The sequence below is a fragment of the Paraglaciecola sp. MB-3u-78 genome (assembly GCF_002835935.1).
GTDB lineage: Bacteria > Pseudomonadota > Gammaproteobacteria > Enterobacterales > Alteromonadaceae > Paraglaciecola.
Map to the genome: position 1 here is coordinate 251,367 of NZ_PJCF01000006.1, position 16,382 is coordinate 267,748.

At 42.7% G+C, this 16,382-nt stretch carries 17 protein-coding genes and 2 pseudogenes; 11 read left to right on the top strand and 8 right to left on the bottom strand.

Features of this window, described 5'->3' with window-relative positions; all coding sequences use genetic code 11:
- Positions 1–18 precede the first annotated feature (18 nt).
- Together CXF95_RS15330 and CXF95_RS15340 are read right to left on the bottom strand one after the other, a co-directional pair.
- A complete protein-coding gene (locus CXF95_RS15330) occupies positions 19–216 on the bottom strand; it encodes a hypothetical protein (RefSeq protein ID WP_101199519.1) in 198 nt (65 codons plus the stop codon).
- A gap of 142 nt (positions 217–358) precedes the next feature.
- A complete protein-coding gene (locus CXF95_RS15340; protein WP_157828157.1) occupies positions 359–2,458 on the bottom strand; it encodes an IS1634 family transposase in 2,100 nt (699 codons plus the stop codon).
- A 314-nt stretch (positions 2,459–2,772) separates the two neighbouring features.
- Here CXF95_RS15340 and CXF95_RS15345 point away from each other — a divergent pair, with 314 nt between their 5' ends.
- Together CXF95_RS15345 and CXF95_RS15350 are read left to right on the top strand one after the other, a co-directional pair.
- The gene (locus CXF95_RS15345; RefSeq protein WP_101199520.1) at positions 2,773–3,564 is read left to right on the top strand and encodes a YggN family protein; all 792 of its coding nucleotides are present in this window, start codon (positions 2,773–2,775) and stop codon (positions 3,562–3,564) included.
- A 51-nt stretch (positions 3,565–3,615) separates the two neighbouring features.
- A complete protein-coding gene (locus tag CXF95_RS15350; protein ID WP_101199521.1) occupies positions 3,616–4,428 on the top strand; it encodes an NAD-dependent epimerase/dehydratase family protein in 813 nt (270 codons plus the stop codon).
- 287 nt (positions 4,429–4,715) lie between these two features.
- On the opposite strand, the gene CXF95_RS15355 is transcribed toward CXF95_RS15350, so the two are convergent.
- The 3 genes from CXF95_RS15355 to CXF95_RS15365 are packed head-to-tail and all read right to left on the bottom strand — an operon-like array spanning position 4,716 to position 7,658.
- Positions 4,716–6,359, bottom strand: a complete 1,644-nt coding sequence (locus CXF95_RS15355) for an acyl-CoA synthetase (RefSeq protein WP_101199522.1) — start codon at positions 6,357–6,359, stop codon at positions 4,716–4,718.
- A gap of 8 nt (positions 6,360–6,367) precedes the next feature.
- On the bottom strand, positions 6,368–7,174 hold the full coding sequence (locus CXF95_RS15360; protein WP_101199523.1) for an enoyl-CoA hydratase: 807 nt from the start codon (positions 7,172–7,174) through the stop codon (positions 6,368–6,370).
- Positions 7,152–7,658 (bottom strand): CoA-binding protein, encoded by a 507-nt coding sequence (locus tag CXF95_RS15365; RefSeq protein ID WP_101199524.1) that lies wholly within the window; start codon positions 7,656–7,658, stop codon positions 7,152–7,154. Before CXF95_RS15365 ends, CXF95_RS15360 begins: the two co-directional genes overlap by 23 nt.
- A 286-nt stretch (positions 7,659–7,944) precedes the next feature.
- Here CXF95_RS15365 and CXF95_RS15370 point away from each other — a divergent pair, with 286 nt between their 5' ends.
- The 3 genes and pseudogenes from CXF95_RS15370 to CXF95_RS15380 form a co-directional block, all read left to right on the top strand.
- Positions 7,945–8,163 (top strand): transposase family protein, encoded by a 219-nt coding sequence (locus CXF95_RS15370; RefSeq protein ID WP_101199525.1) that lies wholly within the window; start codon positions 7,945–7,947, stop codon positions 8,161–8,163.
- 85 nt (positions 8,164–8,248) lie between these two features.
- Positions 8,249–8,986: pseudogene (locus tag CXF95_RS15375) on the top strand (ISAs1 family transposase); the annotation flags it as partial.
- Positions 8,987–9,057: 71 nt separating this feature from the next.
- Positions 9,058–9,752, top strand: a pseudogene (locus CXF95_RS15380) (M28 family peptidase); the annotation flags it as partial.
- Positions 9,753–9,804: 52 nt separating this feature from the next.
- Here CXF95_RS15380 and slmA read toward each other — a convergent pair.
- A complete protein-coding gene (slmA, locus tag CXF95_RS15385) occupies positions 9,805–10,404 on the bottom strand; it encodes a nucleoid occlusion factor SlmA (RefSeq protein ID WP_101199526.1) in 600 nt (199 codons plus the stop codon).
- A gap of 25 nt (positions 10,405–10,429) precedes the next feature.
- Positions 10,430–11,635: a bifunctional phosphopantothenoylcysteine decarboxylase/phosphopantothenate--cysteine ligase CoaBC gene (gene coaBC / locus CXF95_RS15390; protein WP_101199527.1), complete on the bottom strand. Its 1,206-nt coding sequence runs from the start codon at positions 11,633–11,635 to the stop codon at positions 10,430–10,432.
- Positions 11,636–11,775: 140 nt separating this feature from the next.
- On the opposite strand from coaBC, the gene radC reads away from it, so the two are divergent.
- The 6 genes from radC to mutM all read left to right on the top strand — a co-directional run bounded on the left by radC (position 11,776) and on the right by mutM (position 15,689).
- Positions 11,776–12,450, top strand: a complete 675-nt coding sequence (gene radC / locus CXF95_RS15395; protein WP_101199528.1) for a DNA repair protein RadC — start codon at positions 11,776–11,778, stop codon at positions 12,448–12,450.
- A gap of 193 nt (positions 12,451–12,643) precedes the next feature.
- The gene (locus tag CXF95_RS15400; RefSeq protein ID WP_232787869.1) at positions 12,644–13,690 is read left to right on the top strand and encodes a CDP-glycerol glycerophosphotransferase family protein; all 1,047 of its coding nucleotides are present in this window, start codon (positions 12,644–12,646) and stop codon (positions 13,688–13,690) included.
- Positions 13,691–13,903: 213 nt separating this feature from the next.
- Complete coding sequence (gene rpmB, locus CXF95_RS15405; protein ID WP_007625404.1) at positions 13,904–14,140, top strand: 50S ribosomal protein L28; 237 nt, start codon at positions 13,904–13,906, stop codon at positions 14,138–14,140.
- 11 nt (positions 14,141–14,151) lie between these two features.
- Positions 14,152–14,307: a 50S ribosomal protein L33 gene (gene rpmG, locus CXF95_RS15410; protein WP_007625402.1), complete on the top strand. Its 156-nt coding sequence runs from the start codon at positions 14,152–14,154 to the stop codon at positions 14,305–14,307.
- A gap of 104 nt (positions 14,308–14,411) precedes the next feature.
- Positions 14,412–14,873, top strand: coding sequence for a hypothetical protein (locus CXF95_RS15415; RefSeq protein ID WP_101199529.1), 462 nt, complete (start codon positions 14,412–14,414; stop codon positions 14,871–14,873).
- Positions 14,874–14,876: 3 nt separating this feature from the next.
- Positions 14,877–15,689, top strand: coding sequence for a bifunctional DNA-formamidopyrimidine glycosylase/DNA-(apurinic or apyrimidinic site) lyase (gene mutM / locus CXF95_RS15420; RefSeq protein ID WP_101199530.1), 813 nt, complete (start codon positions 14,877–14,879; stop codon positions 15,687–15,689).
- A gap of 51 nt (positions 15,690–15,740) precedes the next feature.
- On the opposite strand, the gene coaD is transcribed toward mutM, so the two are convergent.
- On the bottom strand, positions 15,741–16,235 hold the full coding sequence (gene coaD, locus CXF95_RS15425; RefSeq protein WP_101199531.1) for a pantetheine-phosphate adenylyltransferase: 495 nt from the start codon (positions 16,233–16,235) through the stop codon (positions 15,741–15,743).
- Between the last annotated feature and the right edge of the window lie 147 nt (positions 16,236–16,382).

A 16,382-nucleotide genomic window follows, 5' to 3' on the forward strand; every position in this document is an offset into this window, starting at 1 on the left:
ACATCAGGCTAAACCATACTAAGCGATAGCCAAGGCATATACAAACACGGCAAATAGGCCCAAAGCCGACGCGCCAAAAAAGCCGAACTCAACCTTGGACTGCATCACATTTACACCTTCTGGGGTAGGTAAAAAGCTCATAATAATGCTGCTAATACCCAAAACAAAGGTGATTAATGTAAAACCAAATAAAATGGGTTCGTGCCAATTACTCATGAGTCAATTCCTATGTATATCAAAATGGCCACATTATGCACCAAAAATCCAGAATGCCAAAAGACATAAAAGGAAAAAGGTATATTGCTTGATATAAATCATATGTCACCCATTGGCATAAAACAGATCTTCCGCACCACTTTTAATAATAAATATGCTGGTATTCACTGCCCAGACAATCAATGATTATTTTTTGTCGTTCTTTTAGGTTTACCACTAACTCTTTCCCCTCAATATACAAGAGGGTCACCCCTTGAAAACACTGAAATACCCAACGGGCGGTGGGGTTTTGACTGGGTTTCTTCTTCATGTCTGGGAAGTAACGGTTTTGGACTTTTAACTGTTTACGTATTTGATGTTCTAACGAAGCGTAAACCATTAAGCAGCTGGTCATCACCATCAGTAGTGCTTCAATACGCTCTGGTTTTTTAAGGTAAATAGCACTGGTTAAAAAGTCGGGGCTCTTTAAGAATCGAAAGCCTTTTTCTACGGACTGCTGGGATTTGTAGGTACTGAGTATCTTTTCCATGCTTAAATCATCCGCTAAATCATTACTAGCGATGATAAATAAGCCCAGCTGCTTCAACGCATCCTGTCGTTTTGCAAGACCAGTATAGAGGCTCCCTGTGATGTGATAATACTCACGTTTAGGCTGTTTGTCCTGGGAAGGGCGCCCTGCACCCGCGTAAACAGGCACCTTGTTGATCTGGCTGTCGACCTCTTTCCCCTCAATATACAAGAGGGTCACCCCTTGAAAACACTGAAATACCCAACGGGCGGTGGGGTTTTGACTGGGTTTCTTCTTCATGTCTGGGAAGTAACGGTTTTGGACTTTTAACTGTTTACGTATTTGATGTTCTAACGAAGCGTAAACCATTAAGCAGCTGGTCATCACCATCAGTAGTGCTTCAATACGCTCTGGTTTTTTAAGGTAAATAGCACTGGTTAAAAAGTCGGGGCTCTTTAAGAATCGAAAGCCTTTTTCTACGGACTGCTGGGATTTGTAGGTACTGAGTATCTTTTCCATGCTTAAATCATCCGCTAAATCATTACTAGCGATGATAAATAAGCCCAGCTGCTTCAACGCATCCTGTCGTTTTGCAAGACCAGTATAGAGGCTCCCTGTGATGTGATAATACTCACGTTTAGGCTGTTTGTCCTGGGAAGGGCGCCCTGCACCCGCGTAAACAGGCACCTTGTTGATCTGGCTGTCGACCATCAGATAAGGCTGTTTGACTTCCCACTGCGCTAAAGCTTGTTTGGCATCCTCTTGGCATGCAAACTCCTGTTGACCCAATTTCTTGAAGGACTTACGGCCTTGTTCAAACTGTTTGAGCATCCGCTTATCCAGATTATGGCCTTCACGTTTTCTGGCTTGCTCACTGCATACCAGCAACCATTTTTGCGCCACATCACCATAGCTCGTTTCGTGCCACACGCCTTGATAACCGTCGCTTATATCAACAAAGTCCAGTTGATGGGCTTGAGCGATTAAACTTTTCGCCTCGTTCAATGTTTGAGGAACACGGGTAATAAACAACTGATTGATTGCATCAAGATGAACAATACTTTCTTTGACATACAGCGCCGCATCGGCCACCAGATAGCGGCTCGCTTGTGCGGCTTTTAAGCTTTGGATATGAGACTTAACAATTTTTTTGAAACCTTCCATATCATTAGTGTTGCCGCTGGACGGCTTCATATATACCGGAATGCCCGACTGGTTTTCGCAAATAAGATTTAAGATCACCTGATTGAGCTCAGGTCGATGCTCTCTGGAGTAGCCTTTGGCGACCTGGATGCAGTTGAACTCATCCTCTGCTGGCCTACCTTGGCCGTCATAATGGAAACTCGTGGAGTCGAGATGAACAGAGTCACAAGGCAAGTCTAGGTGTTTAACTACGGCTTCACCAAGGGTTTGATAAAGGGCTGAAACGCCTTTTTCATACAGCGCATCCAGACAGCGACCTAGGGCATCATCGTTGATATGCTCAGGCTCGATCCCGGGTGCAATCAGTCGCTCAAGAGGTTTGTCCTCGAAATATTCGCTGTACATATGCAGGGTACGGCCAGTAAAGCCCAGGCCATTGATAATCATGGCGACAAAGAGCTGTCCAAAGCTGATATTTCTCTTGTCTGAGACGCCAAGAGCTTGATCAATAATTTGGGCTAAGCGGATTTCTTTGCAAAAACCGGCAACCAGACCGTGGTGTTCTAATGTTTTAGTAAAAGGTGAGGACATAATTCTAGCTCTCAAAAGAGAGTAATAGATCAAGATCTGAGATCTACGTCAAGTTTTTTTTCATTATTCTTTAAATCGTCTGTTTATTGACCAAAATTAATGGTTAATTTAAGTGCGGAACGACAGATAAAAGATTGGTGTGAAATAGTGGTCTAAAAGCTCACTTATTCGCTGTGTTCACTAACATCCTAAAAAATCATACCAAACTCAATCTCAAGTAAAGATTATCTCATTGTTTTTAATGAGTTTTTATTTCTGGCCTAAGCTTTGCTTTGTTCAATTGGAAACCATAATTAATCAGTTAGGAGAATTTTATGCGTACTATGTTATTTGCTGGAGCTATAGTTTGTTGTTCACTTCCAGTCTTTGCCTTAGATTCAAACAATACGTGCAACGTTGAGCTCAATGGCAACATGCAATTAGAAAACCACGTATTGGCAGCCACTTTAGACAACGATACCCGTATGACCATTGACCAAGATAAAACATTGTATATTGACGGCATAGCTTTGACTCTGAATACAGAACAACAACACTGGGTAAATAACTATTATGATGGTATCAATCAAGCTGTGCCGCAAGCTGCAGCGATAGCGACAGATGCAATCGCGCTGGCAAGTACCGCATTAAACGAGGTATTCACCGAACTATTAGACTCAGATAATACAGCGCTAACCGATTTATCTGAAAAATTACGTAACCTTGATCAACAAATCCAATACAACTTTTACGCAGATAATGGTGACATCCGTTTACATTCTGAGTCGTTTAAAAACGGTGAGTTTTTTGGCGATCAATGGGAAGCGCAATTTGAGGACGCGATCGAAGACTTGGTCACAGATTCAGTTGGTCACTTAATGGTAGCCATAGGCACACAGCTTATGTTTAGTGATGGAGACATGGGTGAGTTTGAACAAAAAATGGAACGTTTTGGCGAACAAATGGAACAAAAAGTGGAGTATCAAGCCTCCGCATTAGAGGAAAAAGCAGATGCCTTATGCTCGACCCTTGCTCAAGTAGATTTTGCTGAAACAAAATTACAGCAAATTAAACAACTAGCAGGATTAGATGTTATCCAAGTGCACGACCAACCACAACGTATGTGATAATGTTTGAGTAACCTGAACTCTGGTTAAATACTAATTTGGACAATATAAATGCAAATAGCAGTGGTAGGCTGTGGTTGGTTGGGATTGCCCCTTGCAATGAGTCTTCAAAAAGGTGGCCACGATATTGTGGCCACACGTCGTTCTGAAGTTGGTTGTTCACAATTACGGTCACTCGGACTCACTTGTGTGCAGTTCGAGCTAGGTGCCTCACTTAATCATGAAAAATTTGCGCCACTTTTCAACAGTGACTTACTCATTTTAAATATTCCTGTTGGCCGCAAAGCAACATCTTTTGATGAATTTAGCACCAATATGAATGACTTATTAATGCAAGCTGTTGATAGCAACATTAAGCACGTTATATTTGTCAGTACTACGTCAGTATATGGTGATCAAAATGCAACTTTTTCAGAGAAAAGTCCAGCGAACCCAGTTACTGTATCAGGCAAAATCAATTTGAAGGTTGAACAAATAGTACAGGAATATTTTGTTGCGAAAGCCACCATACTTAGACCTGCGGGACTAGTTGGTGAGGATAGGCATCCAGCACACTATCTGGCAGGAAAAGCTGAACTAGCAGCGCCAAACAGGGTAGTTAATTTAGTGCATCAACAGGATGTTATTCAAAGTATTGAATCTATTATCGAAAACAAAATTTGGGGACATACTTTAGTGCTCAGCGCCTTAGAACATCCTAACAGACAAGATTATTATACTTGGGCGGCGGCGCAGCTCAGTATTGCTGCCCCCTCATTCATCGCAGAACAAGGACAAGCAAGTGGTAAACTAATCAATGCCAGTAGAAGCCTAGGTATACTCGGTATACACCTTAAATACCCTAGCCCTTACGATATGCTCTAAAAATTCGATTACTGCGACCTGTACTAAAACGATATTAATTTGTTGCCGTGCAGCGCTAACGTCCCAAAAAGTAACAATAAAAACGCGACTTGCCGCCTGAAACCACTAATTTAACGCAGCATCCCAAAACAAAAAAAGGGCATATACACCTGGCTAAGTTTAATACTGCCTCAATGGAAGGGAGGGCTTACAATCTATCTGTTTAGTCTCGCTCATTTCTATGGTGATTATCACTTAAGCGAGCGAATTCAAGCCAAAAAAGGGATTGCCCACATCATTAGGGGGGATTACATCCCTTTTTCCTCTGATAATTTTGCGGCCTGCTGTCGCAGTAAAACTTTTTGAACCTTACCAGTAGAGGTTTTAACGATGGGTTCAAAGACAAACTGGCGGGGCACCTTAAAACTAGCCAGTTGCTGCTTGCACCACTCAATCAAATCATCAGTTGAAACATTTGCATCCGGGGCCAACTCAACAAAGGCACAGGGCGTCTCTCCCCATTTCAAATGAGGCATGGCCACTACAGCGACTGCCATTACCTGAGGATGCTTGTGTAATACCTCTTCAATTTCAATCGACGAAATATTCTCTCCACCTGAAATGATAATATCCTTGGAGCGATCTTTTAACTGAATGTAGCCATCGGGGTAGATTACGCCGAGATCGCCGGAATGAAACCACCCTCCCATAAACGCTTCATCTGTGGCCTGTTTATTCTTTAAATAACCTTTCATCACTACATTGCCGCGAAACATCACTTCGCCTAGAGTTTCGCCATCTCGGGCTACTGGACACATGGTTTCTGGGTCAAGCACATCGAGTTCTTCCAGGGCATGGTATCGCACACCCTGTCGCGCTTTGAGCGCGCTCTGCTGTGTCACAGCCATTGTGTCCCAGTCGGTGTGCCAGTCATTGACCACGGCTGGGCCATAGACTTCGGTTAAACCATAAAGGTGGGTCACATTAAATCCCGCCTCCTGCATCTCTAAAAGCACCGATTCAGGAGGCGGCGCGGCGGCCGTAAAAAACTCAACGGCTTGTCGTAGCGCAGGCTTTTGATGCTCTTGAGCGGCTAAGATCGTCGACATCACAACTGGCGCTCCGCAGAGATGGGTAACCTGATGATCGGCCAGTGCAGTCCAGATAGCGTCGGTTCGAACCTCACGCAGACAGATATGTGTGCCTGTGATCACTGACATAGTCCAGGGAAAACACCAACCATTGCAATGAAACATCGGCAACGTCCAAAGATACACTGCATGCTTAGGTATAGAAGCCGTGATCACATTACCTTGAGCTAAGAGGCAGGCTCCGCGATGGTGATACACCACTCCCTTGGGATCGCCAGTAGTACCCGAGGTGTAGTTAACCGTTATGGCATCCCATTCATCTAGAGGCATCAACCAGGCAAAGTCGGGATCACCAGAGGCCATTAATGCTTCGTAGTCATGACTACCCAAACTATCTCCCGCTTGTGGGAATACCGGGTCCATATAATCGATAATCAAGGGCTTCACATTGGCCAACTCAAGAGCAGTAGAGATAGTCTCGAAGAATGCAGTATCGGTGATCAGTACCTGACTCTGAACATGATCCAACTGAAACGCAATAACGCCAGCATCTAACCGGGTATTCATTGCGTGCAGCACCCCACCGCACATAGGAATAGCATAATGAGCTTCTAGCATGGCTGGCGTGTTCGCCAACATCACTGATACGGTGTCACCGCGACCGATGCCATACCCAGCTAATACCGACGCAAACTGTCGGCAGCGGCGATAAAATTCAGCATAGCTTATCTGTACTTCACCATGGATCACCGCAATATGATCAGGAAATACGGTCGCTGCACGCTCCAGAAATGTCAACGGCGTCAGGGGCTGATGATTAGCCTTATTTTGGTCGAGGTCCTGATCATAGATGTTAGTCATACACTCCCTTACTTGTCTTGCCAGTCAGGAGCGCGTTTTCCAATAAAGGCATCAATTCCCTCTACGGCATCCTGCTTAAGCATATTATCGACCATCACCCCAGATGCATAAATATAGGCATCGGTGAGCGGCATTTCTGCCTGCTTATAAAATGCCTCCTTGCCCAGTGCTAATGTCATGGAAGATTTTTTCGCGATTTTGGCGGCCATCTCCATCGTTTTCTCCGTTAAGTACGCAGTGCTAAAAGAGTGATTGATCAATCCAATTTGCTGAGCCTTTTGCGCATCGATCATATCGCCAGTTAACAGCATTTCAAGCGCATGCTTATTAGAGACATTGCGGGATAAAGCCACCATCGGTGTAGAGCAAAAGAGACCAATATTCACCCCAGGAGTGGCAAATAACGCTGCGTCTGAAGCCATCGCCAGATCGCAGCTTGCCACTAGCTGGCAGCCCGCCGCTGTGGCCACCCCAGCCACCTCTGCAATGACGGGTTTAGGATTGCTCACAATAAGCTGCATTAATGCTGCGCAGGTATTAAACAACAAGGTAAAGTAAGCCTGACCGCTGTCCTGGGCAGACCGTGCCGCGTTGATCTCTTTCAGATCATGGCCTGCACAGAACGCAGGGCCTTTAGCCGCTAGTACAATCACCCGGACAGACGGATCAATAGCAGCCTTTGAAAATGCCTCGGATAGCAGTGCTATCATTCGTTCAGACAAGGCGTTACGACGCTTTTGATCATTTAATGTTAACCTTAGAATACCCTCAGACACCTCACTGAGTAAGATATCACTGCCCAACTGCTTTAACATTGTCGTCTCTCCTGCCTGGTTTTTGTGCACGGGGTAAACCTGAAATCTCTTTACCCGTCCAATAGGGTTTTTCTAATTCTATCTTTGGACAACGATCCATTACAATTTTAATATTAGCGGCCTGTGCCAATTCGGCGGCCTGTTGGTTAAAAATTTCAAGCTGCATCCAGACCACCTTAACGCCAATCGCGATCGCCGCTTCGGTCACACCCAAGGCTGCTTCTGACGAACGAAAGATATCGACCATATCTACAGGGTGTCCGATAGAAGCTAACGACTCATAACAGCACTGACCGAGAATCATATTGCCCGCCTCGCGAGGATTAACAGGGATCACCCTGTAACCCGCTTTAAGCAGTGCCTCCATGCATCGATAACTATCTCGCTCGGGCCGAGGACTGGCTCCCACTAGGGCAATTGTTTTGACTTCGCTGAGTATCTGTTTGAGATAGTCATCCGAATAATGGTAGTGATTGATAAGCATACCTACTTGTTATTTTTAGACATTGGGAGCCGTTCTTCGGGCTATGGTTTAGCTGCCTCGTTTTTTTGGGGTCATAATATGGTTGTGGCACAACGCTAACAGAGCGACGAGTCAATGGGCTCACTATCTGCGTTTTAGTGTCTAGTACACGTTAACTCATATTTTCCATATTCACATCTCTTTCATATCAATGAGGCTGAGCGCTCCAGGGCCGGATCACACTTAAAGTTATAAAAAGCAGGATATAGATCACGTAATGATATAAAAACTAGGAACTTTATACCGAATGACAGATCAGATCGCCTATGTTCACTTACCTGTAGTCCGTTTTATGTCATTTTTAGAATTATGTGAAAACATTGAAGATAACCGTACCGATATCAACAAGCATTATGATTTGCTGGATATCATTTTTCTTACCATGTCCGCCGTTTTATCCGGGGCCAAAGGCTGGAAAGCCATACATATCTTTGGCGTTGCTCAACTTGAATGGCTTAGGGAGTAACGTGAGTTTGCCAATGGCATTCCCACTCGTCACTCAATTGGCCGCATCATCCGGGGCGTAAAATCCGAAAGTTTGCTTGAGTGTTTTGAACAATGGGTCAATACGATCAGGGTGGAAGGAGAAAGAGAGGCAGATTGCCTTTGATGGTAAAGTGATCAGAGGCTCAGGAAATGGTTCGTCCCTCAACCCGCTACAGTTAATGAGCGCCATGGTGGGAGACAGTGGTTTAATCCTTTACCAGCAAGAGGTATCGGATAAAACCAATGAAATTCCAGTGATGCAAGCGATGTTGCAGCGTCTGTCGATAAAAGGGGCCATAATCACCGCGGATGCTATGCACTGTCAGACCAAGACCGCCGAGATAATACGGGCGGAAGGAGCTGACTATATGCTGCAGGTAAAAGACAACCAGCGTAACCTGCACAAAGAAATCACGGCGTTTTTTCACAAGACATATCGGGACGATCCGCAGGCACTGGAAACGGGGTATTACCAAGAAATAGATAAGGCTCATGGTCGTATCAATGAGCGCTACTATCGTCTGTTGCCTATCACCGACTGGATGACAGGCATGGAGCTTTGGCAAGATATCCAATCCGTGGTTGAAGTGACGGGCAACCGCACCTTTAAAAAGAAAGGAAAAGAACAAACCGAACATGAAGTGTCCTATTATATCAGCTCTCTGGGGGAGGATGTCAAAGAAGCGGCTCGGGCGATCGAGAACAGCCAGCATTGGGTGCTGGACGTCACATTTAGAGAGGATGAAAGCCAGATATATGCTGAGGATGGGGCGAAAAATATGGCCTTATTTAGACGTGCGCTACTTAATTTAATTAAAGCCCATCCGCTTAAAGACAGTGTAGCGGGTAAAATGATGCGAGCGGGTTGGGATAGCAAATTTATGGGATGTTGGAACATGATGAGTCGCCTAAAGGGTTTGATTTGCCTATGGAAATTCAACTCGAATCTAAAAGCACTCACAAGGCTATCTCTAGCCCAAATGTGGCTGCAATCCTTGAAGGCTGACCCTAGCCTTAAAAACGAATACGTGGTGTATTCTGCTCACTCTGATCACATTGGTTTTGCTAAAACAGTAAAAAAAGACAAAATTAATAATGGCGCTATGGACAATGCTACTGGTACTTCTGTCTTAATGGAAACGGCTCGATTGTTTTGCCAATTAGATGAGCGTCCTAAACGTTCTATTGTGTTTTTGGCGGTTACGGGTGAAGAAAAAGGATTATTAGGCTCAGACTATTATGCTCAAAATCCTACGGTACCCGTGGGTTCAATGGTCGCTAATGTAAATCTTGATATGTCAATACTGACTTATGAATTCGCCGATGTAATCGCTTTTGGTGCCTAGTTTTAAATCGGTCGATCTTGAGATTGATGGCAGTAAACAGTTTAGTCATTTTCTTAAAACGAATTATCACAAGCCAGGGGATGATTTTAGCCAAGCTTTTAATTGGAAAGCTGCCACTAAGTTTGCTGAGGTGAATTATCACATAGGGTTGACGTTGGCTAACCAAGTACAACGATCTAGTTGGAATGAGGGTGACTTTTTTGGTGATAGTTTCTCAAAATAGAAAATCCAAAATTGATGAAAAAAAGGGACTCGATTGAGTCCTTTTTTTTGATTTATAGAAGCTTAAGAAAAAACTGTCTATGAATTAATTGCCATTGCTCTGCAAAATTATCAGTGGGTCTTTTTGTGAATTCACTGCGGATAAACTGATTGATACGCCCATCTGCAAAACAAATTAACATATTAGCAATGATGCCTTCTTCTGCAGGTAAGGTTTTGCCTTCACGCAATTTACGTTCACGCAATACTTGCTTTAACTGAGTTTCCAAGCGTTCGAATAATTGTGCAATGCGTTGTCTCAATCTGTCTTGCTCGCCCATCAAAGCATCGCCATTTAAAATACGGGTTATACCAGGATTTTTTTCAGCGAAACCCAAAATAAGATGCAATATGAGTTGGCAGCGAGTAGCGGTGTCTTTTTCTTCATTGATAATTTTATTAATACGAGAGAATAGGGTTTCTTCAATAAACTCAATCAATCCCTCAAACATTCGTGCTTTGCTTGGAAAGTGACGGTATAAAGCCGCCTCAGATACACCTACATGAGCCGCTAGCTTGGCTGTAGTGATCCGTTGTCCTGGGTTGGTTTGTAACATGCTCGCCAGAGCTTGAAGAATTTGTGCTCGGCGATTGGGGCGTTTTGTAGCTGGCATTCTGGGTTCCTAGGCGAAAGTGGCGTCAGTCGTTAGAGTCTTCTATGTATCTTTGGGCAACTAGGTGCATTAACTGCCTAGCTAGTAATGGCTTATCGGCAACATCTAGTTTTTTTTCACCCTTTGACCAAAATACGGTAAGTGCATTTTGCTCACTGTTAAAACCAATTGTACTATCAGACACATCATTTGCAGCAATCATATTGAGCTTTTTACGCTGTAATTTACCCAAGGCATATTCTCGCAAATTTTGGGTTTCTGCAGCGAATCCTAAAGTAAAAGGTGGCTTCGCTAAATGTGCTACATCACTAAGAATATCAGGGTTTTTGATTAAAGTAAGCGTTAACTCACTATCTGATTTTTTGATTTTTTGATTGGATTTTTGTTGTAACCTATAATCGGCCACTGCGGCGCATCCTATGAAAATATCGCAGTTATGTGTCGTTTGCATGACCGCTTCATACATCTGCTGTGCACTGGATACAGATATAGTTTGAATATTAGCTGGCGGAAGTAAATTTACAGGGCCACTAATTAAGGTCACTGTTGCCCCTAACTCTTGTGCTGCAACGGCTAAGGCATAACCCATTTTACCAGAGCTATGATTAGACAAATAACGTACGGGATCAATTTCTTCCCGAGTTGGGCCTGCGGTTATGGTAATACGTTTACCAGCCAATATTTGTTCGAGTGTTTGTTGCGCCAATAAATCTGCAATATCTTGCGGCTCAAGCATCCGGCCTGGCCCTATATCGCCACAAGCTTGTTCCCCTTGAGCAGGACCCAAAAATTGAATGTTACGTTGCTCTAATACCTTTAGGTTGGCTTGTGTGGCGTCTGCGAACCACATTTGTTGATTCATTGCTGGAGCTATGTAAATAGGAGCCTGAGTGGCAAGGCATAAGGTAGATAACAGATCGTCTGCCAAACCATGGGTTAGTTTAGCCATAAAGTTAGCCGTGGCAGGGGCAATCAATAATTTATCCGCCCATCGTGCTAATTCGATATGTCCCATAGCCGCTTCTGCGTCTTTATCTAATAAATCATCAGAAATTGGGTTGCCAGAGACAGCTTGTAACGCCAAAGAGCTTACAAACTCTTTAGCTGAGTCGGTCATGACCACACGCACATTTGCTCCCTTGGCAACAAGCTTACGCACTAGGTCTGGGGTTTTATAGGCTGCAATGCCGCCAGTAATGCCTAAAATAATATTGGTGTTTTTGAGTTGCATTGGCTCTTTATTGATATGTTGCTGGCCTCAATTATCACATTATTGGCTGGAATAGTCTTCATTTGCTAGGCTTATTTTGAGTTTCGGTACCCAGCAGCGTCGAAACTACAACTGATAATCGACCAATAAGGCAAGGACGCATGAAAATTACAGATTGGCCTAAACAAGAACGCCCCAGAGAAAAACTTTTAGCCAAAGGCGCCGCAACACTCTCCGACTCCGAGCTGTTGGCGATATTTCTACGCACAGGCATTAAAGGTTGTAGTGCTATTGATCTTGCAAGAAACTTGCTCTCAGAATTCGGTAGTTTGCGAAGTCTGTTTGGTGCTTCTGAGCATGATTTTTGTCAAACAAAAGGTTTAGGTCAGGCTAAATTTGCACAACTTCAAGCCAGTTTGGAAATGAGCCAACGTTACATGGCTGAAACCTTAGATAAAACGGATGCTTTCAACTCAGTAGAACAGACTCAAGCGTATTTAATCGCCAAATTAAGAGACCAACCCCATGAAGTATTTGCGATGTTATTACTCGACAGTCAGAATCGACTCATCAAATATCGCCCTATGTTTTATGGCACAATCGATAGCGCATCTGTCTATCCTCGGGTTTTAGTGCAACAAGCATTATTAGATAATGCCGCTGCGGTCATCCTCGCCCATAATCACCCCTCGGGTATTGCAGAGCCCAGTCAGGCAGATAAAAGTATCACCAAACGAGTGATTGATGCATTTAGCTTAATGGATATTAAAGTGCTCGATCATTTTGTGATCGGCGATGGGGTAGCGGTATCATTTGCACAAAGAGGTTTGATGTAGAAGGTTGACGTTGAATTGCTTCATGTTGCTGGTATTGTATTTGAGCTCCTATTTTTTAATTTTTGTTTGTGGCTAACATAGGATATTCATAACCAAGACAATTTGTCATTTCTTCTCTGCTCTATCAATTTGTGATGGTAAGGTTGAATATTTTGTATGTGTTGCTCACATAAAATTTTATTAGAGGTTATTTTTGAAAAAGTTTCTTTTCTATATTTCACAGAATTATAGTTTTGCGATGTTGCGTCCAATTCAGGAAATTTTGTTATCCAGAGGTGATCAAGTCTTTTGGTTTTTTGAGCGAGACAATGTCACTCATAGTTACCTTAAAGAAGAAGAGTATCTACTTGACACTGCGCTAGATATTTTTAATTACCAACCTGATGCTATTCTCGCTCCTGGGAATAGTATTCCCTCTTTTTTACCAGGCTTAAAAGTGGCAATATTTCACGGCTTTGATGCGGGTAAACTTGATAGAAAAGGTAATAACGATCATTTTAAAATAAGAGGATGTTTTGACCTTTATTGTACTCAAGGGCCAAGCACCACTACTAAATTTAAAGAATTACAGGCGGTTTATCAGTACTTTAATGTAATCGAAACCGGTTGGCCGGCACTTGATAAGTTGTTTACAAATAAACCTATCAAAGCAAAAAACACTAGGCCTACAATTTTTTTTGGTTCAACATTCAGCAAAAGATTGACCCAAGCTCAAAACAATTTTGAGCAGGTAAAATATCTTAGCGAAACGATGGACTGGCAATGGTTAGTGTCTTTACATCCTAAATCTGCTCCTGACGTGATAGAGATGTATCGCAGTATTCAGAGTGATAATTTACGCTATATTGATACTGACGACATGCTGCCTATCTTACAAGATGCAGATATTATGGTAGGTGATACATCATCTGCACTTACTATGTTTATTGTCCAGAATAAACCTGTGGTTACTGTTAATAATATTGATCCTAAACCTTATATGTTGAACATTACCTCAGCAGATAAACTTAAATCTGCTATAGAAAATGCTCTATCCCAACCTCCCAAATTAATGCACGAAATAGCAAGTTATATTAGCCAAACCCATCCTTACGCAGATGGGCTGTCTGCTGAACGGGTCGTGACCGCTATAGACGAGGTGTTTGCCGGTCAGCTCCCGCTTAAGGCTAAGAAGCCTGTTAACTTTTTGAGAAATCTTAAGTTTCGTAAATATTTAAACTATTGGAAATTTAACTTATGAACATATTGCTGATTCATAGGAGCTGTTGCTTACGTTGTTTATTCTTGAGTAATGGTAATGACTCGGTCAATATTTTTAATAAACGTCTTGAATTGGTGGGGGAATTACTGTATAAAATGCGCCCTCTTGTAATAGCGTTAGCTGACACATATATTGATTTCGATTAAATGTGAGTCAGAGCTAAATTTTTTAGATTGTTTGGAGACAAAGGCCATGGCCAAAGTATGTCAAGTTACAGGCAAGCGTCCAGCGGTAGGTAACAACCGCTCTCACGCTAAAAATTCGACCCGTCGTCGTTTTTTGCCAAACCTTCAATCCCACCGTTTTTGGGTTGAAAGTGAAAACCGTTTCGTGAAGTTGCGTTTATCTGTTAAAGGTATGCGTATTATTGATAAAAAAGGTATCGATACAGTATTGTCTGATATGCGTGCCAACGGTGTTAAAGTTTAAGGAATCAGATTATGCGCGAAAAAATTAAATTAGTGTCTAGTGCTGGTACAGGCTTTTACTACACTACAGATAAAAACAAACGTAATATGCCTGGCAAAATGGAGATCAAAAAGTTTGATCCTAAAATTCGCCAGCACGTTTTGTTCAAAGAAGCCAAAATCAAGTAAATTTACTGGTTTTGTCTCCTGAAGAACCCGGCCGTTGCCGGGTTTTTTGCGTTTACACCTTATGTCATAATCCCCCATACTCATTTATTTGGTTTTAGTTTCAGATGATCAAGTTATCTCAGCGCGCTTGGAACAATGTCATCATTGTCAGTATGTTAATACTGATCATGTTATTTAATTTCAGTAGTGATCTTTTAAATGATGGAAGCGATGAAACCTCATCTTTGCTAACCCTTGTGCCTGTCAATATGACTATCACCACCATGGCGTTTGAACAAGAAAAAGTAGAACGAATTGGTCAAGGTTGGCGAACAACATCTGGGTTTTACAGTAACGAAAGGCTTGCAAGTTTAGTCGATCATTGGATCAATGCTGAAATCAGTTTATTTGACCCAAATTACAATTGGCAGTCACCTACCGCAACTGTAGAGCTATGGTTTGCTGGGCAAGCGTTGTCTATTAAGTATCAGTTTATACAACTGACGGACAAAACCTTAGTTAGAATTGACGAACAAACCTATCAGTTAATCAGTCCTAATTATCAAATGTTAACCCTATCAGAGTAAAACATGCCTGAATTACCAGAAGTCGAAGTCAGTCGGTTGGGTATTACCCCGCATCTTGAAAACCAAGTCATTAAAGAGATTATTGTACGTAAGCGTCAGTTGCGCTGGCCTATTCCAGAAACTATTCACCAAGCCGAAGGTTTAGTTATCACTTCGATTCGTCGCCGTGCTAAGTATTTATTATTGGATACCAGTGAAGGTAGTATTGTTTTGCACTTGGGTATGTCAGGCAAATTGTGTGTGGTGGATTGCGATACCGAAGTGAAAAAGCATGATCATTTAGATATCGTTATGCAAAATGGCGTGTGCTTGCGTTTTAATGATGCCCGAAGGTTTGGCTCTTGTTTATGGCAAGGACGAAATGAACCCACACTTAGTTTATTGGCTGCACTTGGCCCAGAGCCATTAACGGACGAGTTTGATGGAAACAGGTTGTATGACTTGTCTCGTAGTAAATCTGTCGCTGTAAAAAAATTCATTATGGATAATAAAGTGGTGGTGGGGGTGGGCAATATTTATGCAAACGAATCATTGTTTATTGCTGGCATCGACCCTAGGAAACCTGCCAACACAGTGACTAAAAAGCGTTATTTGCAACTCGCTCATATTATTAAAAAAGTTTTGGCTAGCGCCATTGAACAAGGTGGCACTACTCTTAAAGATTTTGCGCAAGCAGATGGACAACCAGGCTATTTTGCGCAACAACTACTGGTTTATGGCCGTGCGGGTGAAAATTGCGATGCGTGTCTGTCGCCCATTAAGTCAGTAACCATTGGGCAACGTAATACTTTCTACTGTGAAACCTGTCAGCACTAAGAGGGAGCCCTCAGCGATGACAAAGAGCCCTCAACGTTGGCAAATAGCCCCTTAGAGGGGCTCTTTGTTATGTAACTTCTGTTGCAACGCATCAATCACTGCTGGGTGACAGAATTCGTTTACGCGACCTCGGTGCAAAGCCACTTCTTTGACTAAGGTGGATGAAATAAAGGAATTTTCTTCCGCGGGTGTCATAAATACACTTTCGAGGTCAGGATTGAGCCTTCTGTTCATATTCGCTAGTTGAAACTCATATTCAAAATCGGATACAGCTCGAAGCCCACGAATTAAAACACTCGCTCCTTGGCTCTCCGCAAAATCAGCCAGTAACCCTTTAAAACCAATCACTTCTACATTATCCAAATGTGCCGTCACTTGTTTAATGAGTTCGACTCGTTCTTCTAAGCTAAACAAAGGCTGTTTGCTGGGATTCGAAGCTACGCCGACAATCACTTTGTTAAACATTTTGGCTGCGCGCTCAATGAGGTCTGCATGACCATTAGTAACAGGGTCAAACGTACCCGGGTATATCGCTTTTCTATGCATAATTGACCTTATTGCTTCATTTCTTTTAGGCTAACCCGAATAGGATGAATTTTACTAATTTATTTGTATTAATGGTGTATATCACAATTTCCAATAGCCAAGTTCTTTTCGCATCTTAAGTTTTCGTAGTAAATTACGTGGTTTGGT